23 protein-coding genes are annotated in these 24,084 nt (G+C 59.9%); 12 read left to right on the forward strand and 11 right to left on the reverse strand.

Features of this window, described 5'->3' with window-relative positions; genetic code table 11:
- Nucleotides 1-102: 102 nt before the first annotated feature.
- Nucleotides 103-708, forward strand: a complete 606-nt coding sequence (gene azoR, locus SSARUM2_RS12960) for an FMN-dependent NADH-azoreductase (RefSeq protein WP_033634661.1) — start codon at nucleotides 103-105, stop codon at nucleotides 706-708.
- Nucleotides 709-827: 119 nt separating this feature from the next.
- Here the strand turns inward: azoR and SSARUM2_RS12965 are convergent, their stop codons facing one another.
- The 4 genes from SSARUM2_RS12965 to SSARUM2_RS12980 form a co-directional block, all read right to left on the reverse strand.
- Nucleotides 828-1,151 (reverse strand): YdbL family protein, encoded by a 324-nt coding sequence (locus SSARUM2_RS12965; protein WP_033634662.1) that lies wholly within the window; start codon nucleotides 1,149-1,151, stop codon nucleotides 828-830.
- An 8-nt stretch (nucleotides 1,152-1,159) separates the two neighbouring features.
- The gene (locus tag SSARUM2_RS12970) at nucleotides 1,160-1,357 is read right to left on the reverse strand and encodes a YnbE family lipoprotein (protein ID WP_025302979.1); all 198 of its coding nucleotides are present in this window, start codon (nucleotides 1,355-1,357) and stop codon (nucleotides 1,160-1,162) included.
- The gene (locus SSARUM2_RS12975) at nucleotides 1,357-3,966 is read right to left on the reverse strand and encodes a YdbH family protein (RefSeq protein WP_060452622.1); all 2,610 of its coding nucleotides are present in this window, start codon (nucleotides 3,964-3,966) and stop codon (nucleotides 1,357-1,359) included. The genes SSARUM2_RS12970 and SSARUM2_RS12975 overlap by 1 nt, the downstream gene beginning before the upstream one ends.
- 317 nt (nucleotides 3,967-4,283) lie before the next feature.
- Nucleotides 4,284-5,114 carry a LysR family transcriptional regulator gene (locus tag SSARUM2_RS12980; protein ID WP_060452621.1) on the reverse strand — a complete coding sequence of 277 codons (831 nt, stop codon included), beginning with the start codon at nucleotides 5,112-5,114 and terminating at the stop codon, nucleotides 4,284-4,286.
- A gap of 139 nt (nucleotides 5,115-5,253) precedes the next feature.
- Here SSARUM2_RS12980 and SSARUM2_RS12985 point away from each other — a divergent pair, with 139 nt between their 5' ends.
- The 3 genes from SSARUM2_RS12985 to hslJ all read left to right on the forward strand — a co-directional run bounded on the left by SSARUM2_RS12985 (nucleotide 5,254) and on the right by hslJ (nucleotide 7,158).
- A complete protein-coding gene (locus SSARUM2_RS12985; RefSeq protein WP_033648435.1) occupies nucleotides 5,254-5,544 on the forward strand; it encodes a putative quinol monooxygenase in 291 nt (96 codons plus the stop codon).
- Nucleotides 5,545-5,686: 142 nt separating this feature from the next.
- On the forward strand, nucleotides 5,687-6,679 hold the full coding sequence (locus tag SSARUM2_RS12990) for a 2-hydroxyacid dehydrogenase (protein WP_060438612.1): 993 nt from the start codon (nucleotides 5,687-5,689) through the stop codon (nucleotides 6,677-6,679).
- Nucleotides 6,680-6,729: 50 nt separating this feature from the next.
- On the forward strand, nucleotides 6,730-7,158 hold the full coding sequence (hslJ, locus tag SSARUM2_RS12995; RefSeq protein WP_060438611.1) for a heat shock protein HslJ: 429 nt from the start codon (nucleotides 6,730-6,732) through the stop codon (nucleotides 7,156-7,158).
- Between the two features lie 29 nt (nucleotides 7,159-7,187).
- Here hslJ and SSARUM2_RS13000 read toward each other — a convergent pair whose 3' ends face one another.
- Entirely contained in the window at nucleotides 7,188-7,442 is a 255-nt protein-coding gene (locus SSARUM2_RS13000) for a DUF333 domain-containing protein (RefSeq protein WP_015377999.1), read from the reverse strand.
- A gap of 499 nt (nucleotides 7,443-7,941) precedes the next feature.
- Entirely contained in the window at nucleotides 7,942-8,274 is a 333-nt protein-coding gene (ssmE, locus tag SSARUM2_RS13005; protein WP_033634669.1) for a multidrug efflux SMR transporter SsmE, read from the reverse strand.
- A gap of 238 nt (nucleotides 8,275-8,512) precedes the next feature.
- Between ssmE and nifJ the strand changes: the two genes are divergently transcribed.
- The 3 genes from nifJ to SSARUM2_RS13020 all read left to right on the forward strand — a co-directional run bounded on the left by nifJ (nucleotide 8,513) and on the right by SSARUM2_RS13020 (nucleotide 13,756).
- Nucleotides 8,513-12,046, forward strand: a complete 3,534-nt coding sequence (gene nifJ / locus SSARUM2_RS13010) for a pyruvate:ferredoxin (flavodoxin) oxidoreductase (RefSeq protein WP_060452620.1) — start codon at nucleotides 8,513-8,515, stop codon at nucleotides 12,044-12,046.
- Between the two features lie 226 nt (nucleotides 12,047-12,272).
- The gene (gene ttcA, locus SSARUM2_RS13015) at nucleotides 12,273-13,211 is read left to right on the forward strand and encodes a tRNA 2-thiocytidine(32) synthetase TtcA (RefSeq protein WP_033634672.1); all 939 of its coding nucleotides are present in this window, start codon (nucleotides 12,273-12,275) and stop codon (nucleotides 13,209-13,211) included.
- Between the two features lie 146 nt (nucleotides 13,212-13,357).
- The gene (locus tag SSARUM2_RS13020) at nucleotides 13,358-13,756 is read left to right on the forward strand and encodes a VOC family protein (RefSeq protein ID WP_033634674.1); all 399 of its coding nucleotides are present in this window, start codon (nucleotides 13,358-13,360) and stop codon (nucleotides 13,754-13,756) included.
- A 219-nt stretch (nucleotides 13,757-13,975) separates the two neighbouring features.
- Here the strand turns inward: SSARUM2_RS13020 and zntB are convergent, their stop codons facing one another.
- Nucleotides 13,976-14,959: a zinc transporter ZntB gene (gene zntB / locus SSARUM2_RS13025; RefSeq protein WP_033653059.1), complete on the reverse strand. Its 984-nt coding sequence runs from the start codon at nucleotides 14,957-14,959 to the stop codon at nucleotides 13,976-13,978.
- A 50-nt stretch (nucleotides 14,960-15,009) separates the two neighbouring features.
- Between zntB and SSARUM2_RS13030 the strand changes: the two genes are divergently transcribed.
- The 3 genes from SSARUM2_RS13030 to SSARUM2_RS13040 all read left to right on the forward strand — a co-directional run bounded on the left by SSARUM2_RS13030 (nucleotide 15,010) and on the right by SSARUM2_RS13040 (nucleotide 17,305).
- On the forward strand, nucleotides 15,010-15,819 hold the full coding sequence (locus SSARUM2_RS13030) for a hypothetical protein (protein WP_225369028.1): 810 nt from the start codon (nucleotides 15,010-15,012) through the stop codon (nucleotides 15,817-15,819).
- 29 nt (nucleotides 15,820-15,848) lie between these two features.
- Nucleotides 15,849-16,862 (forward strand): hypothetical protein, encoded by a 1,014-nt coding sequence (locus tag SSARUM2_RS13035; protein WP_225369029.1) that lies wholly within the window; start codon nucleotides 15,849-15,851, stop codon nucleotides 16,860-16,862.
- 194 nt (nucleotides 16,863-17,056) lie between these two features.
- The gene (locus tag SSARUM2_RS13040; protein ID WP_060452617.1) at nucleotides 17,057-17,305 is read left to right on the forward strand and encodes a hypothetical protein; all 249 of its coding nucleotides are present in this window, start codon (nucleotides 17,057-17,059) and stop codon (nucleotides 17,303-17,305) included.
- 160 nt (nucleotides 17,306-17,465) lie between these two features.
- On the opposite strand, the gene SSARUM2_RS13045 is transcribed toward SSARUM2_RS13040, so the two are convergent.
- The gene (locus tag SSARUM2_RS13045; protein WP_060452616.1) at nucleotides 17,466-19,100 is read right to left on the reverse strand and encodes a peptide ABC transporter substrate-binding protein; all 1,635 of its coding nucleotides are present in this window, start codon (nucleotides 19,098-19,100) and stop codon (nucleotides 17,466-17,468) included.
- 158 nt (nucleotides 19,101-19,258) lie between these two features.
- Complete coding sequence (locus SSARUM2_RS13050) at nucleotides 19,259-19,609, reverse strand: hypothetical protein (RefSeq protein WP_060452615.1); 351 nt, start codon at nucleotides 19,607-19,609, stop codon at nucleotides 19,259-19,261.
- A gap of 206 nt (nucleotides 19,610-19,815) precedes the next feature.
- Between SSARUM2_RS13050 and mpaA the strand changes: the two genes are divergently transcribed.
- On the forward strand, nucleotides 19,816-20,523 hold the full coding sequence (mpaA, locus tag SSARUM2_RS13055) for a murein tripeptide amidase MpaA (RefSeq protein WP_033648445.1): 708 nt from the start codon (nucleotides 19,816-19,818) through the stop codon (nucleotides 20,521-20,523).
- 3 nt (nucleotides 20,524-20,526) lie between these two features.
- Here the strand turns inward: mpaA and ycjG are convergent, their stop codons facing one another.
- Nucleotides 20,527-21,501, reverse strand: coding sequence for an L-Ala-D/L-Glu epimerase (ycjG, locus tag SSARUM2_RS13060; protein WP_060452614.1), 975 nt, complete (start codon nucleotides 21,499-21,501; stop codon nucleotides 20,527-20,529).
- A 225-nt stretch (nucleotides 21,502-21,726) separates the two neighbouring features.
- Between ycjG and tpx the strand changes: the two genes are divergently transcribed.
- The gene (tpx, locus tag SSARUM2_RS13065) at nucleotides 21,727-22,230 is read left to right on the forward strand and encodes a thiol peroxidase (RefSeq protein ID WP_004930536.1); all 504 of its coding nucleotides are present in this window, start codon (nucleotides 21,727-21,729) and stop codon (nucleotides 22,228-22,230) included.
- Between the two features lie 57 nt (nucleotides 22,231-22,287).
- Here the strand turns inward: tpx and tyrR are convergent, their stop codons facing one another.
- The gene (gene tyrR, locus SSARUM2_RS13070) at nucleotides 22,288-23,859 is read right to left on the reverse strand and encodes a transcriptional regulator TyrR (RefSeq protein WP_049212551.1); all 1,572 of its coding nucleotides are present in this window, start codon (nucleotides 23,857-23,859) and stop codon (nucleotides 22,288-22,290) included.
- Nucleotides 23,860-24,084: the final 225 nt, after the last annotated feature.

Here is a 24,084-nt window from a genome sequence, read left to right on the forward strand (position 1 = left end):
TCGAAATATTGCGCTATCACTGTTGGAGGAATGTGAATAGCATGTACTCCATGCAAGGGACGCTGAGTCCTGATGTCACTGTCACAACGTAAGGAATTATCGATGAGCAACGTATTGGTTCTGAAATCAAGCATCCTGGCGACCTACTCTCAGTCTAACCAACTGGCCGATTTCTTCGTAGAGCAATGGAGCAACGCCCACAGCGGCGACACCATCACCGTGCGCGATCTGGCCGCACAGCCCATCCCGGTGCTGGACGGTGAACTGGTCGGCGCGCTGCGTCCTTCCGATGCTCCGTTGACCCCGCGTCAACAAGAAGCGCTGGCCCTGTCGGACGAGCTGATCGCCGAGCTGCAGGCCAATGACGTCATCGTGATTGCCGCGCCGATGTACAACTTCAACATCCCGACCCAGCTGAAAAACTATTTCGACCTGGTTGCCCGCGCCGGCGTGACCTTCCGTTACACCGAAAACGGTCCGGAAGGCCTGGTGAAAAACAAACGCGCGGTGATCCTGACCAGCCGCGGCGGCATTCATAAAGGCACCCCGACCGACCTGGTGGAACCTTACCTGCGTCTGTTCCTGGGCTTCATCGGCATCACCGACGTGGAGTTCGTCTTCGCGGAAGGCATCGCCTACGGCCCGGAAGTGGCGACCAAAGCACAGGAAGACGCCAAGGCGGCCCTGTCTCAGGTGGTGTCTGCCTAAGATCCTGCGCAGGGGCGCCGCGCCCCTGCCGGACAAGAAGCAAGTCCTGTCAAACCTGCACTACCCTCATAATAATCATCTATCCGTATCTCTTGGCGCACCAGACGGCGCGCTTTTTTTTATTTCTTCAGCCACTGGCCGTTGATGCCGCGCACATACTCGCCGCTCTGCGCCCGCGTCACCAGCTTCTGCCCGGCCATGCGCGCCACTTCGTCGACGGCGATATGGTTGCCGTCCGCCACTTCCTGATACTTCTCGGCGCGGCCGGCGTTGATGCGCTTCACCAGCGCCAGCGTTTCCGCGTCCTGCTTCACCGGGGCGATATAGCCGCTCAGGGTTTCGCCCACCCGCCCTTGCTGCTTCGCCTCATCCAGCGTCAACGCCATCGCCACGCCGCTGAACAACCAGGCGGCGCCGGCCAGCCACAAATAACGTTTTTTCATGTCGGCTCCTAGAACAGACCGCTTTGGGTTTTCAGCAGGTTTTCGACGTCCTTATCCACCTTGATATGAATTTCATGCTCGATCTTGACGTTCATATTGATGGTGATCGGATCCTTCGGCGTCGCCACCTCGATGCGCGGCACGCAGCCGCTCAGCAGCGAAACGCACAGCACCGCTGCCAGCGTCGACACACTCATGATTTTCATTATTGCTCCCCAGGTTGTGAGAGGGCCTGCTCCAGCCACTCCTGTAAATTGTCGCCGAAGCGCAAACTGCGCCACAGCTGAAACACGTTTTCCTGATGCCGATAGTTCAGGATCACCTCGCGCTTGGCGTTCTTCTGCGGGTTGATGCCGTCGATACGCGCGCTCAGCGTCAGCTCGCCCAGGTTGTCGAGATCGACCCGGGCGTGCGAACGGTTGATTTCCATGTAGCGCAGCCAGTCGATCGCCGCGCCGGTCGCCAGGTTGTTGCTGCCGATGGCGTCGGCCATGTCTTTGTCCAGCCGCAGCGTCAGGGTGCCGGCGTTGGCGATCCAGCCGTTCTGCACCAGCCATTTCGGGTGGTTCAGGAACAGCGGCAGCTCACCGTCGACCCGGCCGGACATGGCGAACTGCTTCGGCTTCAGGGCGGTAAACAGCGCGCTGAGATCGACCTTGTCCAGCTTCAGCACCGCGGCGTCATGCTGCGGCAACCGCAGCGCCGACAGGCTGATATGCCCGTTGAGCATGTCCACGCCGACGTTGCTCAACGTCAGCGGCTGCCCTTCGCTATAAGGATAGGTGCCCTGCAGATCGGCGGAAATGTTCTGCATCTCGAACAGGTTGCTGAAAGACTTGATGCGCAGCGACACCGGTTGTTTGGCCCCCAGCAGCCACTGATGCTGCTTGAACCGGTACGAAAGGATAAAGTCCAGGCCGCTCATTTCGCCGTCTTTCAGCCACATGCCGCCGTTTTTCACTACCCAGTGGCCGCCGGCCTCGAAGCCCTGCTCGCGGGCGGCGGAAAACGCCGACTGCGCATAAAACTCGCCGTCGCGCAGCGTGAGATTGAGATCCGGGGCGAGCAGCGGCTGGAAGACCTTCAGCGACTGTTTCGGCCACCAGGCTTCACCGCGCAGGCGTTCGCCGTCCCAACGGCCGCGCAGCGCGATCGGCCCGATCTGCTGTGCCTGCAGTTTGCCCTGCAGCTGGAAACTGTCCGGCGAAAGGCCGTTCACCTGCAGCGCCAGCACCGGCGCCGGCAGATGGCCGCCGTCGCTGAAGCTGACCTTATCCGCCGCCAGTTGCAGCTCGCCGTTGAACTGCGGGCTTTGTTCATCACGCCGCCAGCGCAGCGGCCGGTTGAGGCTCAGGCGCGGCGCGGCGACCGTCACCAAACCATACTTCAATTTATCGAAACCGGTGGAGAGCTTGTCGAGCACCAGCTCGCTGTCCTGCCAGCGCCCGCTGCCGGCGACGTCCCAGGCGGCCTGCAGCGGCGGCAACCGGCCGTTGCCCCAGTAACGCCACTGCCAGTCGCCCTTGTCCGGCCAGAAATCCTGCGCCTGGCCGTCCAGGTGCAGCTTGAAGCGCCCCCAATAGCTGTCGCTGGCGTTCAGAATCGCCTGCAGGCGGCCGGTGATACCGGCGGCGGTCACCTTCACGCCCGCCAGCGGCAAACGCGCCTCTTCCAGCGTCATTTCCGGCGTCACCTTGCCCCACAGGCGCAACAGCGACCCCGGCTGCAGCACCAGCGTCGGGTTGAGAATGCTGCCGCCGATCACGCCCGGAATCGACGCGGTGGCGGAGAAGTCGGCCAGATTGGCCTGACCGGTCAATTGGAAGCGCAGATCGCTGTCGGTCAACCCTACCTTGCCCGGCCCGAGGGTGAGCACCGCATTGCCCTTGCCGTTGTGGCCGGCGGTGATCACGTTCAGCCGCGCGCTGATCTCCGTTTCATCCCACCCTTTGCTCCAGTCGTGCAGCGCAACGCTCAGGCCGCCGTTCAACGGCTGCCCGCTGTACGGCCAACGCCACTCGCCCTGCCTGATGCTGACCCGCTGCGGCGCGACTTCCCACGGCAGCACCGCCAGCGGCCGATCGTCGCCTTTTTCGCTTACCGTCAACACGCCCTGCCGCTGTTGCCAGCGCATGTCCAGCAATACCGGTTTTTCCAGATAGGCGGTCTGCATTTCCCCCTGCAGCGCGCCCTGCGTCGGCAGGCTGGCCAGATCCAGCGGAATGGTTATCTTGCCGGCGAGACGCAGCGGTTGCGCGCTGTTGGGCGGGACGACGGTCAGGCTCTGCAACGTCAGTTGCTGTTTTTCATCCAGCTGCGCCTCGGCGCTGAGATTCGGCCCCTGATAATGCAGGCGTTGCCCGTCAGGGCCGGAGGAAAGCTGCAGCTTGCCGGCATAGCGCTGCCAGGGAACCAGCGTCAGGTCATTAATGGTGAGATCCAGCGGCGGCAGCTGTTGCTGCAGCTGATCGAGCGCCAGCGGCGCGCTGTTGGCGTCGCCGGCCGGCAGTTTTGACAAACAGGCGCTATCGACGCTGACCTTATCGCTTGACAGCTGCCAGCGGCCCTGGCGGTAAGCCAACCGCGTCGGCCCGACGTTGGCCAGCAGGCAATCTTGCGCGGTGAAACGCGCCCCCGCCAGCGCCAGGCCGCCCTGGCGCCAGTGCAATTTGCCCTGCAACTCCAGGCGGCTTCCCGCCGGCAACCAATGCGATAACACGCCCGGCAGCCAGCGCGGCAAAGTTTGCCACAACGCCAGCACCAGAATTGCGCAGCCCGCCACCGTCCCTATGAATACTTTTAATCGCCTGGTCATTAAATGATTGCTTCGTTCCTGAGTTAGGCATTGGTTAAGTCTATGCCTGAATTGACAATAATGATGGCATGAATTTGACATAGGGTGAAGCTGAGCGGGGTCGCAGCGGCGATTTGCACCTTTTTGGCGCAAACGTGTGCGGAGTTGTAGATTTTCGTTACATATGCATCACATAAACAGGACAGTTTTCAGACTTTTGTTATTGTCGTTGCCTTTGATGATTAATAGTCTTGCAACCATTCTAATAAAAGTTCAGCTGCTAGCTAACTGTGTACTAGAGAAGCCATTCCCCACACCCCCGTGGGGATTTTTTTGCCTTAATGCCGAATCACGGCGTCAATAAAATCGTGCAATATGCGGCTGTCGCTCGCTTTACGCCAGATAGCATAAATATCGCTGCGCATTTCATTCCCGCATTCTATGTATGCAACCTTTCGCTGCCGCGCCAGGCTTTCGGGCACAAACGCATAGCCTAATCCCGCTGTTACGCAGGCAAATATCACGTCGTAGCATTCCACCTCCAGCAGCGCGGCGGGGATGACTTGCTGCTTCTGCAGCCAGGCGTCCACCAGATGGCGATAGTGGCATTGCCGCGAATAAACATAGAGATCGCTTTTTGCCAACAGCGCCGGCCGATATGCCCCGCCAATGAAGACCAAACGCTCCTGGAAAGCGCGCCGGCTCTGCATCTGCGGATGTTCGAGCGGCCCATCTGAAAACACCACGTCCAGCGCCCCTTTTTGCAGCTGAAACTCCAGATCCAGCGAATATCCCTGCACCACACTCAGCTGAACGCGGCGATTCTGCGCACGGTAATGGGCCAACTTTTGCGGCAAATGATGACTCAAGGCGATATCCAGCGCGCCAAGCCTCAGTTCGCCCTGCACCGGATCCTGTTCAAACTGCGCTCGCGCCCGCTCTTCGATAGCCAAAAAGCGCTTGGCCTTATGGTAAAGCGCCCGGCCTTCCGGCGTGAGCGACAGCCGATTGCGCTCACGCTCGAACAGCGTGACGCCGCACGCCATTTCCAGCTCTTTTAATTTCTTGGTCACGTTAGAGGGCACGCAAAACAGCCGCTCCGCCGCGGCCGTGAGACTCTCCGACTCCACCACCATGCAAAAGGTGGCTAACTGGGCACGTTTAAACATCTTAAGCCCTCACCAAAAGTGAACGATTTACGAACTTTATTTCACTTTTAGTCAGCCATCAAGTCCGTAAAATCCTCGCTGTCAGCACAATGCTGCCCCTGGAGATATCCAGTTTCATTACCGACCGAGGAAATCAATCATGATTACGCTCAACGTCTTTTTTCAGGTCAATCCGGCCAAGCGGCAAGCGTTTCTGAGCCTGCTCAACACCATGGTGCAGGAATCCAATAAAGAAACCGGCTGCTCTTTTTACCAGCTTTGGCAATGCCAGAGCGATGAGAACAGCTACGCGCTGATCGAAAACTGGGACGATAAGGCGGCGCTTTCAGCACACCAGAAAACGCCTCATTGGATCGCCTTTAACGATGTCGTTAACAGTTATTTGACCCATGATTACGATGAGCATCATTACACGGAAATCGCTCGTTAAAACCGCGTGAACCGGCCCAAGGCGGGCCGGTTTCACTCCCCTGTCTGATAGAACAAGCCCCGCGCGGGACAAACTGCTAACCAATTGTCGAATTTACTAAAATCTGTTAAATTGATCACAAAATCACGGTGGAGAAACCACGATGAAATTGGCGATATACAGTACCAAACAGTATGACCGTAAATATCTCGAACTGGTGAATCAGCAGTTTGGCTATGAGCTGGAATTCTTCGACTTTTTACTCAGCAAAAAAACCGCCAAAACGGCCGCCGGTTGCAAGGCGGTGTGTATCTTCGTCAACGACGACGGCAGCCGTGAAGTGCTCGAAGAACTGGCGGCGCTGGGCGTCGAAATTCTCGCCCTGCGCTGCGCCGGTTTCAATAATGTCGATCTGGACGCCGCCAAAGAGCTGGGCATCAAGGTGGTGCGCGTGCCGGCCTACTCACCGGAAGCCGTGGCGGAGCACGCGGTAGGCATGATGATGTGCCTGAACCGCCGTATTCATCGCGCCTATCAACGCACCCGCGACGCCAATTTCTCGCTGGAAGGGCTGATTGGCTTTAACATGCACAACCGCACTGCCGGCGTGATCGGCACCGGTAAAATCGGCGTGGCGACGATGCGCATTCTGAAAGGCTTCGGCATGAAGCTGCTGGCTTACGATCCGTTCCCGAGCGAACAGGCGCTGGAACTGGGCGCGGAGTATATCGACCTGAAAACGCTGTACGCGCAGTCCGACGTGATCACCCTGCACTGCCCGCTGACGCCGGAAAACCACCATCTGCTGAATGCCGACGCCTTCGCGATGATGAAAAACGGCGTGATGGTGATCAACACCAGCCGCGGCGCGCTGATCGACTCCACCGCCGCCATCGACGCGCTGAAGCAGCAGAAAATCGGCGCGCTGGGAATGGACGTTTACGAGAACGAACGCGATCTGTTCTTCGAAGACAAGTCTAACGACGTGATTCAGGACGACGTGTTCCGCCGCCTCTCGGCCTGCCACAACGTGCTGTTTACCGGCCATCAGGCCTTCCTGACCGAAGAGGCGCTGACCAGCATTTCGCAAACCACGCTGCAGAACATCAGCCAGTTGGAACGCGGCGAAGCCTGCCCGAACCAGTTGAACGCCTGAGCGTCACCTCGGGGCGCCCTTGCGGCGCCCTGTTTATTTGAGAGAACGCGATGAGAAAAACCACGGTAGCCGCCCTTGCGGCGCTGGCTTTAGCGGGGTGCAGCATGAAACCACATACGGCCGTCACGCCAGGCGATCTGCTGCATCACAACTTCGTGTTGCAGAGCGTGGATGGCGAAACGGCGAAGTCACCGGCGGGCGGCGGCCTGCTCAATCTGGAGTTCGGCGAGAACCTGCATGTCTCCGGCGCGATGTGCAACCGCTTCTTCGGCCAGGGGCAATTACGCGACGGCGTGCTGACGGTGAAACCGCTGGCCACGACGCGCAGGCTGTGCCCTGATGAACAGCGCAACCGCTGGGATCGGGTGATCGGCACCGTGCTGGAAAACGGCGCCGAAGTGACGCTAAACGCCCAGCAGCTGACGCTCAACGGCAGCGGCCACACGCTTATCTATACCCTGCGCGATTGGGTGTATTGATCCTGCGCGCCAGGCCTGGCGCCGCGGACTTACCCGGCGCAGCTGCCCAGGCCCAGCGTGCGTTCTTCGCACTGCTTGCCGTTCGGCATCTGGCACATGCGCAGCGCTTCACCGTTCAGGTTGTGCGCGATGGTGGTGACGCCGCCGACCGCCGCGCAACCGGCGCTGGTCTGCAACGTATTGATTCTGGCACTGTTGCCCTGCTGTACTGGTTCTTCGTTATTGCTGCTGCAGGCGGCTAAAAGCAGCACGGCGCTGGCAAGCAGCCATTTTGATGTCGTCATTATCCCACTCCTGAACCCGGAACTGCGCTGTGTAAAATCGCCATTGCTGATAACGCGCGTCACTTGGCGGACACGTTTCGCTATCTTTGATGCAAACTTGTTTAATCTAGCTCGATATATAAATAATGAAAATATATTCCAGCCATTATTTGTCGTTTTTTTGCGTCGGCCGGACATTTATTTTGTTTGCAGAATATTTCCGCACCGGCGCGCGGTGCCAAACGTGACGGCGCCACCCGCTGCCAAGCTTCGGCCGCACGCAGAAAGTGATAACGTCACCGCTGCCGACCAGGAAGTTTTTCCGGCGATATCGCTATTCATTATCTTCGCGTGCTTTCAGTGAAACGGCGCATTTTTTGCTACCGGAGAGGACGATATTTGCGTCTATGCTGGCGGCGCTAAGTAATTAGCATTCCACTATTTTCAGTGAATGATGGCTGAATTCTTCAACCGGCGCGACTTGCTGTCGCGCCGGCCTTTTTTCACATTAAAATAACACTCAGTGCACCGTGGCTTTCGACAGTAAATTAATCACCAGCACGCCGGCAATAATTAATCCCATGCCGACGATCGCCGGCCAATCCAATTTTTGCTGATAAACAAATACCGCGGCGACCGACACCAGCACGATCCCCATGCCTGACCAAATCGCATACACGATGCCCAGCGGCATACTCTTGACCACCATCGACAGCCCCCAAAATGCCACGCCGTAGCCCAGCACCACCAGCAGCGACGGCCACAGGCGGGTAAAGCCCTCGGAAGCTTTCAACATGGTGGTGGCGATCACTTCCGCGACTATCGCCATCGTCAAATACATAAATGCGCTCATGATTTTCTTCTGTCAGTTTGCCGATGCGCAATTATGACGTGCCGGAAATAAATTGTCTTTAAACGGTGAAAACAATTTATTGCCGCCGACCCCCAATCGACGAGGAAATAGGCCTTTGACGATTTGTCACCCGCCACACAAACACGATAAAGCCGCGTTCAAACCCTCTGTTAGACTTTTTTCCATTACTGCGAAAGTGCGCTTTCGCGGCTTTGAGAGCAATGAAAAGGTAACGCCGATGATAACTACAGATGGTAATAATGCAGTCGCTTCCGTGGCCTATCGCACCAACGAAGTGATTGCCATCTACCCTATCACGCCGAGTTCCACCATGGCGGAGCAGGCGGATGCCTGGTCCGGTGATGGCCGGCAAAACATCTGGGGCGATATTCCCCGGGTAGTGGAAATGCAGTCGGAAGGCGGCGCTATCGCCACCGTGCACGGCGCGTTGCAAACCGGCGCGCTGTCGACCTCGTTCACCTCATCGCAGGGTCTGCTGCTGATGATCCCGACGCTGTACAAACTGGCCGGCGAGCTGACGCCGTTTGTGCTGCACGTCGCCGCGCGCACCGTAGCCACGCACGCGCTGTCTATCTTCGGTGACCACTCGGACGTGATGGCGGTGCGCCAGACCGGCTGCGCCATGCTGTGCGCCGGCAGCGTGCAGGAGGCGCAGGACTTCGCGCTGATCTCGCAGACCGCCACCCTCAACGCGCGCGTGCCGTTTATCCATTTCTTCGACGGCTTCCGCACCTCGCACGAAATCAACAAGATCGTGCCGCTCAGCGACGATACGCTGCGGCAAATGCTGCCGCAGGCGGCGATCGACGCTCACCGCAGCCGGGCGCTGTCGCCGGATCATCCGGTGGTGCGCGGCACTTCCGCCAACCCGGACACCTATTTCCAGTCGCGCGAAGCCACCAACCCGTGGTATGACGCCACCGGCCAGCACGTGATCGACGCCATGGAAGCCTTCGCCGCCCTCACCGGCCGCCACTATCGGCCGTTCGACTATTACGGCCACCCGCAGGCCGAGCGCGTGGTGGTGGTGATGGGCTCCGCCGCCGGCACCTGCGAAGAGGTGATCGACACCCTGCTGACCCGCGGCGAGAAAGTCGGCGTGCTGAAGGTGCGGCTGTTCCGGCCGTTCTCCGCCCAGCATATGCTCGGCGCGCTGCCGGACAGCGTGCGCAGCGTCGCGGTGCTCGATCGCACCAAAGAACCGGGCGCGCTGGCCGAGCCGCTGTATCTGGACGTGATGACCGCGCTGGCGGAAGCCTACAGCCGGGGTGAGCGCGCCACGCTGCCGCGGGTGATCGGCGGCCGTTACGGCCTGTCGTCGAAAGAATTCGGCCCCGACTGCGCGCTGGCGGTGTTCCGCGAGCTGGCCCAGCCGCAGCCGCGCCCGCGCTTTACCGTCGGCATCTTCGATGATGTCACCGGGCTTTCGCTGCCGCTGAGCGACGAAATCCTGCCGCAGCGCGCCTCGCTGGAAGCGCTGTTCTACGGTTTGGGCAGCGACGGCTCGGTCTCGGCCACCAAGAACAACATCAAGATCATCGGCAATGCCACGCCGTTGTATGCCCAGGGCTATTTCGTCTACGACTCCAAAAAGGCCGGCGGCCTGACGGTGTCGCACCTGCGCGTCAGCGAACAGCCGATCAACTCGGCCTACCTGGTCAGCCACGCGGACTTCGTCGGCTGCCACCAACTGCAGTTTATCGATAAGTACCAAATGGTCGAACGCCTGAAGCCCGGCGGCACCTTCCTGCTCAATACCCCTTACGGTGCCGACGAGGTCTGGTCACGCCTGCCGCAGGAGGTTCAGGCGCTGTTGCACCAACGCCAGGCGCGTTTCTATATCATCAACGCCGCCAAGCTGGCGCGCGAATGCCGGCTCGGCGCGCGCATCAACACCGTGATGCAGATGGCGTTCTTCCACCTGACGCAGATCCTGCCGAGCGACGTGGCGCTGCAACAGCTGCAGGACGCCATCGCCCGCAGCTACAGCAGCAAGGGCCAGGAGATCGTCGAGCGCAACTGGCAGGCGCTGGGCGCCACCCGGGCCGCGCTGACCGAGATCCCGCTGCAGCCGGTCGACGTCAGCAGCCCGATGCGCCCGCCGGTGGTCTCGGACGCCGCGCCGGACTTCGTCAAAACCGTCACCGCCGCGATGCTGGCCGGGCTGGGCGATGCGCTGCCGGTTTCCGCCTTCCCACCGGACGGCACCTGGCCGGTGGGCACCACCCAATGGGAAAAGCGCAACATCGCCGAAGCGATCCCGATCTGGCAGCCCGACCTGTGTACCCAGTGCAACCACTGCGTCGCCGCCTGCCCGCACTCCGCCATTCGCGCCAAGGTGGTTCAGCCGGCGGAGATGGAGCACGCCCCCGCCTCCCTGCAGTCGCTGGATGTCAAAGCGCGCGATATGCGCGGCCAGAAATACGTGCTGCAGGTAGCGCCGGAGGATTGCACCGGCTGTAACCTGTGCGTCGAGGTCTGCCCGGCGAAAGATCGCCAGAACCCGGAGATCAAGGCCATCAACATGGCTTCGCGCCTCGATAATCTGACGGCGGAGAAAGACAACTACGACTTCTTCCTGCAGCTGCCGGAAATCGATCCGGCGCAGCTGGAGCGCATCGACATTCGCACTTCGCAGCTGATCACGCCGCTGTTCGAGTACTCCGGCGCCTGCTCCGGCTGCGGCGAGACGCCGTACATCAAGCTGTTGACCCAGCTCTATGGCGACCGCTTGCTGATCGCCAACGCCACCGGCTGCTCGTCGATCTACGGCGGTAACCTGCCGACCACGCCGTACACCACCAACGCCGAAGGGCGCGGCCCGGCGTGGGCCAACTCGCTGTTCGAAGACAACGCCGAATTCGGCCTGGGCTTCCGTTTAACTGTCGATCAACATCGCGCGCGAGTGCTGCGCCTGCTGAATGCTCTGGCGCCGCAGCTGCCGGAGCGGTTGGTCAATGCCCTGCAGATGGGCGACGTGGCGCCGGAGCCGCGCCGTCAGCAGATCGCCGAACTGCGCACGCTGTTGGCCAATCTCGAAGGCGAAGACGCGCGCCAGCTGGCGGCCGGCGCCGACTACCTGGTGGATAAATCCATCTGGCTGATCGGCGGTGACGGTTGGGCCTACGACATCGGCTTCGGCGGTTTGGATCACGTCCTCAGCCTGACGGAGAACGTCAACGTGCTGGTGCTCGACACCCAGTGCTACTCCAACACCGGCGGCCAGCAGTCGAAGGCCACGCCGCTCGGCGCGGTGACCAAGTTCGGCGAACACGGCAAGCGCAAGGCGCGCAAGGATTTGGGCGTCAGCATGATGATGTACGGCCATGTCTACGTGGCGCAGATCTCGCTGGGGGCGCAGCTCAACCAAACGGTGAAAGCAATTCAGGAGGCCGAGGCCTATCCGGGGCCGTCGCTGATCATCGCCTACAGCCCGTGCGAAGAGCACGGCTACGATCTGGCGCTCAGCCACGATCAGATGAAACAGCTGACCGCCACCGGCTTCTGGCCGCTGTACCGCTTCGATCCGCGCCGCAGCGCCGAGGGCAAGGCCGCATTGGCGCTGGATTCGCGGCCGCCGAACAGCAGCCTGTCGGAAACGCTGCTGAAAGAACAGCGTTTCCGCCGCCTGAACGCGCAGCAGCCGGAAGTGGCCAGCGCGCTGTATCAGGCCGCCGAGAAAGAGCTGCAGGAGAAATACGATTTCCTCAGCCTGCTGGCCGGCAAAGCGGAAAAATCTGCCGCAGAGTAACCTCCCTCAGGGCGCGAGCGATTCGCGCCCTGTTCTTTTACCGCCGGCGTCAGCCGCAGCAAAAACCCGCTGGCATTCCTGCGCGCAATCCGTACCATACAGGCCTCGCGTCGGGCGCGTGGCAGCAGGATGATGAATAATGATCAAAAGCGGCCGGTTGAATGGTAAACTCGCGGCTACAACGCCATGCCCCTAGTGCCCCCCATTGAGAATGAGCACGATTTAAATGTCAGAAAAGCAATCCGTTAGCCAAAAAGAGCAGTACAACCTCAACAAATTGCAAAAGCGCCTGCGCCGCAACGTGGGCGAAGCGATCGCCGATTTCAATATGATTGAAGAAGGCGACCGCATCATGGTCTGCCTGTCCGGCGGTAAAGACAGCTACACCATGCTGGAGATCCTGCGCAATCTGCAGCAGAGCGCGCCGGTCAACTTCTCCCTGGTGGCGGTCAACCTCGATCAGAAGCAGCCCGGCTTCCCGGAGCATATTCTGCCCGCCTACCTGGAAAGCCTGGGGGTGGAGTACAAGATCGTCGAAGAGAACACCTACAGCATCGTTAAAGACAAGATCCCGGAAGGCAAAACCACCTGTTCACTGTGCTCGCGCCTGCGCCGCGGCATTTTGTACCGCACCGCCACCGAACTGGGCGCCACCAAGATCGCGCTGGGCCACCACCGCGACGACATTCTGCAGACGCTGTTCCTCAACATGTTCTACGGCGGCAAGATGAAAGGCATGCCGCCCAAGCTGATGAGCGACGACGGCAAGCACGTGGTGATCCGCCCGCTGGCCTACTGCCGCGAGAAAGACATCGAACGCTTCTCGATCGCCAAGGAATTCCCAATCATCCCATGCAACCTGTGCGGCTCGCAGCCTAACCTGCAGCGCCAGGTGATCGGCGATATGCTGCGCGACTGGGACAAGCGTTACCCTGGCCGGTTGGAAACCATGTTCAGCGCCATGCAAAACGTGGTGCCTTCGCACCTGAGCGACATCAATCTGTTCGATTTCAAAGGCATTCACCACGGTAGCGCCGTGGTGGACGGCGGCGATTTGGCCTTCGATCGCGAAGACATCCCGATGCAGCCCGTCGGTTGGCAGCCGGAAGACTCGGACGACGCGGTGCCTGCGCCAGAGCGTTTGAACGTGCTGGAAATCAAATAAGCCCCTCTCGCCGCTTGCCCTCTGCAAGCGGCGACATTCCCCTCTCTCGACGATCTCGATCCTGTTCACAGTTTGCGCAAAATTTACTGGGCGGTGCCGTTTTTACCCTATACTGTTTATTTATACAGTCATATGGAGATCGCGCAATGAATATCACCCCCTGCCTGTCCCACGTCTCACTGGGCTCCAACGATTTCGAGGCCGCCGCCGCCTTTTACGATCGCACGCTGGCCGCCTTGGGTTGTCGACGCGTGCTGGAGCATCCCGGTGCCATCGGTTACGGCCGCGACTATCCGGAGTTTTGGCTGCAGGTGCCGATCGACGGCCGGCCGGCCTCGCCCGGCAACGGCACGCACGTCGGTTTTTTCGCCACCAGCAAGCAACAGGTGGATGAATTCCATCGCCAGGCGCTGCTGGCCGGCGCCGCCGATGAAGGCGCGCCCGGCTCGCGGCCGCACTACGGCGAGGCTTACTACGGCTGCTTTGTCCGTGATTTGGATGGGCACAAGATTGAAGCCAGCTTCTGGGATGAAAGCGCAGCCTGAAGAAAAGAGGAATGCCGAATAAAAAAATGCCGGTGATTAAACCGGCATTGTACGAATCAAATGTGCTATGCAGTAATTCAAAAATAAGAAAGTAAGACAATTATGGAGCGCAACGCCCATCGCTTGACGTTGCATTCACCTGCGAGAGAGATCATGCCCCATTTCCCCCGGCTAAATGTTGATATTGCTCAATGTTAACCGGGTTTTCGTCGTTTTTGCCTACAGCCAGCGGCTGCGCTTCAGCCACCAGGCGACGCCAAGCACCAACCCGCCCAGCATCAGGCAAAACGCCGCAAAACCGAGAGGATTGCCGCCGCCCGGAATGCCGCCAAGGTTGACCCCGAACAGCCCGGTCAGGAAGGTGGTAGGCAGAAATACCATCGCCAACAATGACATGGTGTAAGTGCGGCGGTTCATCGCATCGGCCATCACCGTGGTGATTTCGTCGGACAAGATGGCGGTGCGCGCGATGCTGCCGTCCAGATCGTCCAATCCCCGCCCCAGGCGATCGGCGATGTCCTGCATGCGGCGGCGATCGTCGTCGCTCATCCACGGCAGGCGGTCGCTGGCCAGCCGCGCGAAGACGTCGCGCTGCGGCGCCATATAGCGGCGCAGCACGATCAGCTGTTTACGGATCAGCGCCAGCTGGCCGCGCTCCGGCACCTGCTGCTCCAGCAAGGCGTCCTCCAGATCGATGATCTTGTCGTGCAGATCCTCGATAAATTCGCTGGTGTGATCGGTCAACGCATCGGAAATTTCCACCAGCCAGCTGCCGCTGTTGGTCGGCCCGGCGCCGCTTTGCAGATCGTTCACCACCTGATCGATGGAATACACCTTGCGGTGTCGGGTAGAGACAATCAGTTTATCGGTGATGTACACGCGAATGGTGACCAGCTGGTCCGGCCGGGAATTGGCGTTGAAGTTGATGCTGCGCAGGGTGATCATGGTGCCTTCGCCCTGGCGGCTGACGCGCGGCCGTGAGCTTTCGCCGGAGAGCGCTTCGCGCACCGAGTCCGGCAGCAGCGGCGTGGTGCTCAGCCATTCGGCGCTGGCCGGGTGCGCGTAATCAAGATGCAGCCAGCACGGCGCGTCGCAGGTGATCTTGTCACCCTGCTCGATCGGCGTGACGCCGCCCTTGCCGTCCAACTGGTAGGCGTAAACCGCATCGGCGATCTGCAGCTCGCTCCCCTCAATCACATCCATTCATTTATCCCCTCAGTCTTGCTTATGTTGCTGAGTCTAGCGTTAACGCCTTGGAGATCAAAGGCCAAGCTGTAACGCCAGTTTTCACGTTGTCCTATAAGCGTGGTCTATACTTCTGCCGCAAGGAACGCAAGACAGCCCGAGAGGAGACTCGCATGTTACAAATCAGCGCCGCGGATATTTTGAAAATCGTCTTACCGACCGTCATTACGCTGTTTATCGCCGTCGTCAAAACCCCTTTTCGCATTCGGCGGGAAAACCGCGATAAGCTGCTGAACCTGCTCGAATCCGTCGAGAAGCGCCAGAGCGCCCCCATACGCCTGTTGCGATTTCGCGACTATCTCGGCAACAGCAGCGCCGGCCTTACTGCGCTGCAACTGCTGCTGGCATTGCCGGACAGCGTAGCGGCGCTGGAACGTTATCGCTTCACCGGTGGCCGCCAGCAAATCTTGCGCGCCACGTCCGCGGGCTTCGTTTTGCGGCCAAGCGCCAATAACGCTTTCAAACGTTTCCTGCTTTCGTGCCGCTATTTTTTGCTGTATTTGCTGTTCGTCACGCTGCTGGTACTGTTCCCCGCGTTGACTCAATGGGGACTGCAACAGTCAGGGGTATTGATTACGCCCCATTCTCTCAGCTATCTGCCTAATGCGCGCATCACCGACGGCTGGCAGCTGCTGTTCCCCGGCTTATTATTTATTATCATTATGTTCAGCCTGGCATACCTGACCTTCAGACAGCTGGCACGCGCGGGTAACCTCAGCTCGGAACGCGCCTTTTATCGTTACTACCAACGAGCGCGTGAGGAACAACGATGCCGGGAAGTCCTGAGACAAATGCGCACTGCGCTGCGCCGAGCCTGACGAGAATGCGCCGCCTGCGGTGCATCGCAATGGCCGCCCTGCTGCTGTTCGGCCAATCGGTTCGTGCAGAGCCGGTGTTGGAGCGCCTCGCCACGCCCTATCGCGCGCCGACGGCGGCCGGTTCCCTGCCTTATTTTGTCGCTCACGCCCGATCCCCCCAGCCGCGTAGCGCACTGGTGGTGATGCACGGCCATCCACGCGACGCCGCCAGGACGTTGCAAGCGGCGATCGACGCCGCGCAGGGAGCGGGAGACAGCAGCTTGCTGGTCGCCCCGCTATTTCAGGTACCGGTAAAACTCGCCGCCCACTGCCATTCCGCCGGTCTGCCCCAGCCGCAAGACGGCGACGCCCTGTGGCGCTGCGGCTCCTGGATCGAGGGCGGCTTGGATAATGGCGGGAAGACCGGTTCGTTCAACGCCATGGATAACCTGCTGGCCGAGCTGAAACGGCGCTGGCCGTCGCTGCAGTCGATAACCGTGGCCGGTTTTTCCGCCGGCGCCCAGTTCGTGCAGCATTATGTCGGCTTTGCCCAGCCGCCACGCGGAGTGCGTCTGCGCTATGTGGTGGCCGATCCCGGCAGCTGGCTCTATTTTGATCGCCTGCGCCCTCTGCCCACCAGTTGGGGAAACTGCAGCAGTGAAGAAACCTGCCGTTTTCGCTGGCAAACGCTGGACGCCGGCCATTGTCCGCAGGCCAACCGATGGAAATACGGTCTGGAAGCGTTTCCCGCTCACCTGCAGCGCACCGCCGACGCGGCCCGCCGGCGTTACGCCGCCGCCGATATCACCTATCTGGCCGCCGCCGAGGATACCGGCGCCGCGCCGGGCGCTTACTATCGGATACTCGACAAATCCTGCGCCGCCCAGTTGCAGGGCCCCTATCGATTGCAGCGCGCCCTGGCCTACGCCGACTACGATCGGCGTTACCTGGCGCAGGAGAAGCCGCATCGGTTAACGATCGTTCCCGGCTGCGGGCACAACGTCGCCTGCGTATTTTCCGCCCCGGCGGCCAGGCAGGCGCTTTTCCCCATTAATGCAGACTAATAATAACGGCAATGAAATAAACCTTTGCCGACAAATCAGGCAATATCACCGATAAAACGCTGGCAATGCCGTTATTATTATGACTTAACATATTGCTATCATTTTTAATTCAAAATGATAATAATAAATCAACACAAAGCTGTTTCAGCGCAAATTTTAGGGGCATATACTTTTCTCACTACGAGGAGGTAGTTATGTTACGCGACCATTTAAAAATAAACGCCAGCGATACGCTGGAAAAAATCAGCAATATCCATTTGCAAAACCAGGGCCAGGAAGAGATCAGTGAGTTTGTGGTGATAAACGCCGCCGGCCTGCAGATTGGCAAGGTCTCCGTCCACGATCGTTTCAGCACCCGACGCTCGTACCCCACCAGTTACCGCATCACTCAAACCGACATGAACGGCCGGGTGGTGGTGGATGCCATGCGGGACTGTCTATAAGCGTAACCACTCTCTGAAATAGCGAAAATACTGTGATGATGGTAACCCTGTTTATTATTAAACGGGGTTTATCGCGTGGAATAATTAATTATCTTCTTAGTTTCATCGTCGAAAAAAAAATAAAGCCCCCGCATTAGACGGGGGCGATAAATAAATCGACTCAGTGTTTGATGATATACATCGTCTGGCTGTAGGCCACGTCTTCCGGATTGGTGATCGGGTAGCCTTTTACCCACGGTTTGATCAGGCGGCCGTTGGTGTACTGGTAAATCGGCGCGATCGGCGCCTGATCGGCAATGATCTGCTCCATCTTGTTGTAATCGGCGGTCACCGCCGCCGGATTGGTTTCCCGCCCCGCCTGCGCCAGCAGCTTGTCATAGTCCGCGTTCTTAAACTTGGCGATGTTGCCGCTGTGGGTCGAGGTCAGCAGCGACAGGAAGGTCGACGCTTCGTTATAGTCACCTACCCAGGAGGCGCGGATCACGTCGAAATTGCCGGTGTTGCGGCTGTCGATGTAGGTTTTCCATTCCTGATTCTGCAGCTTGACGTCAATCCCCAGCTTCTTCTTCCACATCGAGGCCACGGCGATGGCGATCTTCTGGTGGCTTTCCGAGGTGTTATACAGCAGCGTCAGCTTCAGCGGGTTGTTCGGGCCGTAACCGGCCGCCTGCAGCAACGCCTTGGCCTGCGCGTCCAACTCCGCCTGTGATTGCTGTTGCAGCAAGCTCACTTCCGGTTTGAACCCGGCGGTCACGTCCGGCGTGAAGTGATAGGCCGGTTTTTCGCCGGTGCCCAGCACTTTTTCGGCAATAATCTTGCGATCGATGGCATAGGACAAGGCCTGGCGCACCCGCACGTCGTTGGTCGGCGCGCGCTGGGTGTTGAACGCGTAGTAATAGGTGCCGAGCTGATCCGGTGTGTACACCTGCCCCGGAATGTCTTTCAGCAGCTTCTGATACATGTTTTTCGGGAAGGATTCGGTGATATCGATGTCACCTGCCAGGTAACGCTTGGTAGCGTTGGATTCCTGGTTGATGGGTACGAAGGTCACTTTGGTCAGCACGGTATGCGCATGATCCCAGTAATGATCGTTAGGCGTCAGTACCAGCTTCTCGTTCACCACCCGCTCCTGCAGTTTGAACGCGCCGTTGCCCACCAGATTGCCGACCTTGGTCCAGTCGTTGCCGTATTTTTCCACCACTGCCTGATTCACCGGGAACAGGCTGAAGTTGGCCGTCAGGCTGACGAAATAAGGCACCGGTTTGTCCAGCTGCACTTTTAGCGTGTAGTCGTCCGGCGCCGACACGCCCAAGCGATCGGCCGGCAATTTGCCGCTGATGATCTGTTCGGCGTTCTGGATCCCCGTCAGCTGCGCGAACCAGGCGAACGGCGACAGGTTTTTCGGCTCTACCAGCCGCTGCCAGCTGTAGACGAAATCCTTCGCCGTGACAGGGTCACCGTTTGACCACCGCGCGTCTTTACGCAGATGGAAAATGTAAGTCTGGTTGTCGCTGGTCTGCCAGCGCGTGGCCACGCCGGGGATCACTTTCCCGTTGGCGTCCTGATTGACCAGCCCTTCAAACAGATCGCGCGCCAGCTGGGCCTCCGGCAGGCCAACCGCTTTGATCGGATCGAGCGAGGCCGGTTCGTCTTTAATATGGCGCACGATTTCCTGTTTGGCCGCCAGCGCGGTGCCCGGGGGAACCTGCGCCGCCATGGCGCTGCTCATACAGGCGCCGATCGCCGCCGCGCAAAGCGCCAAACGAAAACCTCGTTGCATTTTTCTTCCCGTCATTATGATGTTCCCCCGTTAACCATCTGAATTTTTTATCATATAGCACAAGATCCGTCCGGCCTAGCGCTCACGGCCGAGAAGTTGCAAAAAGTGCGATTCAGGCGATAAAAAACCCGTGCGGCGCGGGGCGGCACGGGCGGTGTTTGCAGCGGCGACCGTCAGTCGTACACGTGGATGCTGTTGATGCGGTAGCTGAACTCTTCGCCCTCTTCTTCATCGAACACGGTGAAAAAGCCTTTCTCGGCCAGCGGACGGGCCGAGATATCGGTTTTTTGCAGCTGGCGCGCGTCGGCGTCGTCGTAGCCGTAATCGAGGTAGAAGGCATCTTTCTGGTAATCGATATGCAGGGTGAACGGATAGTTCGATTCATCCCCGCGCCCGTCGTCGTTTTTCACCACGCCGAACCACTCCCCCTGGCGGATCTGGTTTTCAGCGTCCACGCCGCACAGCAGCGTGATGGTGTCATTTTCATTTTCGCTATAGCTGGCGATGATTCTGGCTACTGGCATGTTAAATCCTCTTGCGGGTGATTGGCTTAGCACTGCCGTTAGTATAACAACAGCGTCAGGCCAGGTGCGGTTTAATTGGCGTTTTCGCCGCCGCCGCGTCACAGATCGCGCAAACGCCGCACAATTGCGATGGGAAAGATGTCTCAAAGCGTAATACACTGAATAAAATGACAATGACTCTCGACCTTTAATCCAGGGACAACACCATGACCGAACATCGACCACGCAGTGAACGTGGCCAGTTGGCCATCGCAGGAGAGAACTACGGCAGCTCGCTGCTGGGCGCACCGCTGCTCTATTTCCCGGCGGCGAGCAGCGGCCCGCAGACCGGGCTGATCATCGCCGGCACCCACGGCGATGAGAGCGCCGCCATCGTGACCCTGTCCTGCGCGCTGCGCAGCATCGCCCCCGAGCGGCTGCGGCACCACGTGGTGCTGGCGGTCAACCCCGACGGCTGCCAACTTGGGCTGCGCGCCAATGCCAACGGCGTCGATCTGAACCGCAACTTCCCGGCCGCCAACTGGCGCTCCGGCGACACCGTCTACCGCTGGAACAGCGCGGCGCCGGTGCGCGACGTCAAGCTCTCCACCGGCGGGCGCCCCGGTTCCGAACCGGAAACCCAGGCGCTGTGTCACCTGATCCATCGCCTGAAGCCCCACTGGGTGGTGTCGTTCCATGAGCCGCTGGCCTGCATCGAAGATCCCGCCAGCTCACGGCTCGGCGTTTGGCTGGCGCACAAGTTCGAACTGCCACTGGTGACCAGCGTCGGTTATGAAACGCCCGGTTCGTTCGGCAGCTGGTGCGCGGATCTGTCGCTGCCGTGCATCACCGCCGAATTCCCGCCGATCTCCGCCGATGCCGCCAGCGAGCGCTACATCGACGCGATGACCGAGCTGCTGACCTACCCGAATTAATCCTTACGGGGCGATATCGACGATCGCCCCGCATTCGAACGCTAGGCCCGGTTCGACGTCCCGCGCCAGCCAGGTCGGGCCGTCCAGATCGACGAAGCGCGCCGCCGGTGCCAGCGGCAAGGCGGCGGATATCGCCCGCGACGTGCACAACATGCAGCCGAGCATGATGTCGAACCCTTGTTCGCGCGCGGCCTGCGCCAGCGCCAACGCCTCGGTCAAGCCGCCGGTTTTGTCCAGTTTGATATTGATCATCTGATAGCGCTGCCCCAACCGCGGCAGATCGGCGCGGGTGTGGCAGCTTTCATCGGCGCAGATCGGCAGCGGATGAATAAAGTGCTCCAGCGCGGCGTCGTCACCGGCCGGCAGCGGCTGCTCCAGCATCGCCACGCCGAGATCGGCCAGCAGCTGGCAGCGCGCCGCCAGCCCTTCCGCCTGCCAGGACTCATTGGCGTCGACGATCAGCGTCGCCTGCGGCACCGCAGCGCGGATCGCCACCAGTCGTTCGCTGATATAGTGATCGTCGAGTTTGATCTTCAGCAGCGTGGCACCCTGCCGCTCCAGTTCGCGCGCGGCGAAGGCCATCGCTTCCGGCGTGCCGATGCTGACGGTCTGCGCCATACGGATATGCGCCGGAGCCGCCACGCCGCTGCGCTGCCACAGGCTCTGCCCGTGCAGGCGGCACTCCAGATCCCACAGTGCCGAATCCAGCGCGTTGCGGGCGGCGCCCGCCGGCATCTGCGCCAGCAGCTGCTCGCGGGTTATGCCTTGTGCGATCGCCGGCGCCATCTCTGCCAGCTGCGCCATCACCGATTCCTCGCTCTCGCCGTAACGCGGGTACGGCGTGCATTCACCGGTGCCGCGCACGCCCTGCTGTTCGATTTCGACCACCACCACCCGGGCTTCGGTGCGGCTGCCGCGCGCAATCACGAAGGCGGTATGCAGCGGCCAGGCTTCCGGGTAAAAACGCATGTCTCTCATAACGGCTCCTGAGCGAAAACTGCGCATTCAGCCAGGCTGATGCGCCGGTGATGTTTTATAGAACAGCCTAATATATACAACTATTTAGCAAACTTTGATATCCAATCCGCCCCGGTTGTCATAAACTGGCGCCAGGGTGTGAACCTGATGTTAAATGCCGTTGCCGGTGCGCCGTTTCATCAGGTTCATACCCTTTGTATAAACACCTGTAAAAGGAATCTAGCAATGACTCAGACAGTACATTTTCAAGGCAATCCGGTCAGCGTAGCGGGCAAACTGCCACAGCAGGGCGAACAGGCCAAGGCCTTCTCACTGGTTGCCAAAGACCTGTCAGACGTAGCGCTGAGCAGCTTCGCGGGTAAACGCAAAGTCCTGAACATCTTCCCAAGCATCGATACCGGCGTCTGCGCGACGTCGGTGCGTAAATTCAACCAGCTGGCCAGCGGCCTGGATAACACCGTGGTGCTGTGCATCTCCGCCGATCTGCCGTTCGCTCAGTCTCGCTTCTGCGGCGCAGAAGGCCTGAGCAACGTGGTCACCCTGTCCACCCTGCGCGGCGCCGAGTTCAAGCAGGCGTACGGCGTCGAAATCGCCGAAGGCCCGTTGGCGGGCCTGACCGCGCGTGCGGTCGTGGTGCTGGATGGCCAGGACAACGTGCTGTACAGCGAGCTGGTGAACGAAATCACCACCGAGCCGGACTACGACGCGGCGCTGGCTGCGCTGAAATAATAAAGCCGGCGTTCGCCGGCTCTGGAAACACGTTAAAGGCGCCGCAAGGCGCCTTTCTTATTCTTCGCCCTCGGTGCCGCCTTTGCGGCTGCTCAGGCCATACTCGCGCAGCTTGTTGGCGATGGCGGTATGGGAAACGCCCAGCCGCTTCGCCAGCTTGCGGGTGCTGGGATAGGTGCGATACAGGCGCGTCAGCACCGAGCGCTCGAAACGCTTGCTGATGTCGTCCAGCGAGCCGTCCAGCACCTCGTCGCCCAGCGACATCTCCACCTCGAACTCCGGCAACACGATATCCTGCGGCCGCAGTTCGTAGCCTTCGGTTTGCGTCAGCGCGCGGTAGATGGCGTTTTTCAACTGGCGCACGTTGCCCGGCCAGCCGTACTTGCTGAGGAAGCCGCCCAAATCGCTCGCCAGCTTGGGCCGCGCCACGCCCTGCTCATCGGCGAAGCGCGCCACGAACAGCTCGGTCAGCGGCATGATGTCCTGCGGACGTTCGCGCAGCGGCGGGATGGTGATGGTCAGCACGTTGAGGCGATAATAGAGATCTTCGCGGAATTCGCCGCGCTGCACCAGCTCGGTGAGGTTTTTCTGGGTGGCGCAGATCACGCGCACGTCGACGTGCACCTCATGCTCTTCGCCGACCCGGCGGAAGGTGCCGTCGTTGAGGAAACGCAGCAGTTTGGTCTGCATACGCGGCGACATTTCGCCGATCTCATCCAGCAGCACCGAGCCGCCGTTGGCCTGCTCGAAGAAGCCCTTCTTGCCTTCCAGCGCGTTGGGATAAGCGCCCGGCGCATGGCCGAACAGCTCGCTCTCCACCACGTCATCCGGCAGTGCGGCGCAGTTCAGCGCCAGGAACGGCTGTTTGCCGCGCGGGCTGCGCAAATGGCAGGCGCGGGCCAGAATATCCTTGCCGGTGCCGGTATCGCCGACGATCAGCAGCGGCGCATCAAGCATCGCCAACTTGCGCGCCTGCTCCAGCACGTGACGCATCTTGGCGCTTACCGCGACGATGTGGTCGAATTCGGTATCGTCGTTCACCGACAGATTTTGCAGCTGGCGGCCCATGCGCGCGGTGGACTTCAGCATCACCACCGCACCGACCGCGGCCGGCTGCTGCTGTTCGTCTTCCAGATAGATGGGCGTGATGTCCATCAGGAAGTCCTGGCTGCGGATCACCACCCGCTCGGAGTGCGGCGCCGTATGCTCGCTCTCCAGCCAGCGGCTGAAGTTATAGCCGCCGATCAGCGCCCCGGCGGTCTGGTTGCGGATCTTGTCTTCGTTCAGGCTGAACAGCGCCTGCGCCGCCGGGTTGGCCAGCTCGACCTTGCCCTTCATGTCGATCGAGAACACCGGTTCCGGCATCGATTCCAGCAGCGCGCGCAGCGCGCGGTGCTCGCGTTCGGAAGGCATAAAGCTGACGGTGCGCACGTCGGTCACGCCGGCGATGCGGCGGATCTCCGCCATCAGCGCGCGGAAAGTATCGAACTCCAGCTGGGAGAAATTGAGGTAAATGCGGCCGATGGGATCGATCTCGATGCCACGTAAGTCAATGCTGCGCGATACCAAAAGATCGAGTAATTCTCGAGTGAGACCGAGGCGGTCTTCGCAAAATACTTCCAAACGCATCAGTGTTGGCCTTATCTCTGCAGGTGCGGGGATCGTTGACGATGATGATACTCCCTCGCACCGGGCGGTAGAAGCGATCTGTCAGCAAAAGTTGACAGAACTCTGATTTATTGCCGTGGTTGCTGATTTTAAACGCAAGCTAATAACAGCATCGGCGTCATTTTAGACTACAAACAGAGAGTTATCACAACCAGAATTAATTTTGCAGAGATTTATCACGCACTC

Origin of the sequence: Serratia sp. K-E0102, from assembly GCF_029962625.1 — a bacterium.
GTDB lineage: Bacteria > Pseudomonadota > Gammaproteobacteria > Enterobacterales > Enterobacteriaceae > Serratia > Serratia sarumanii.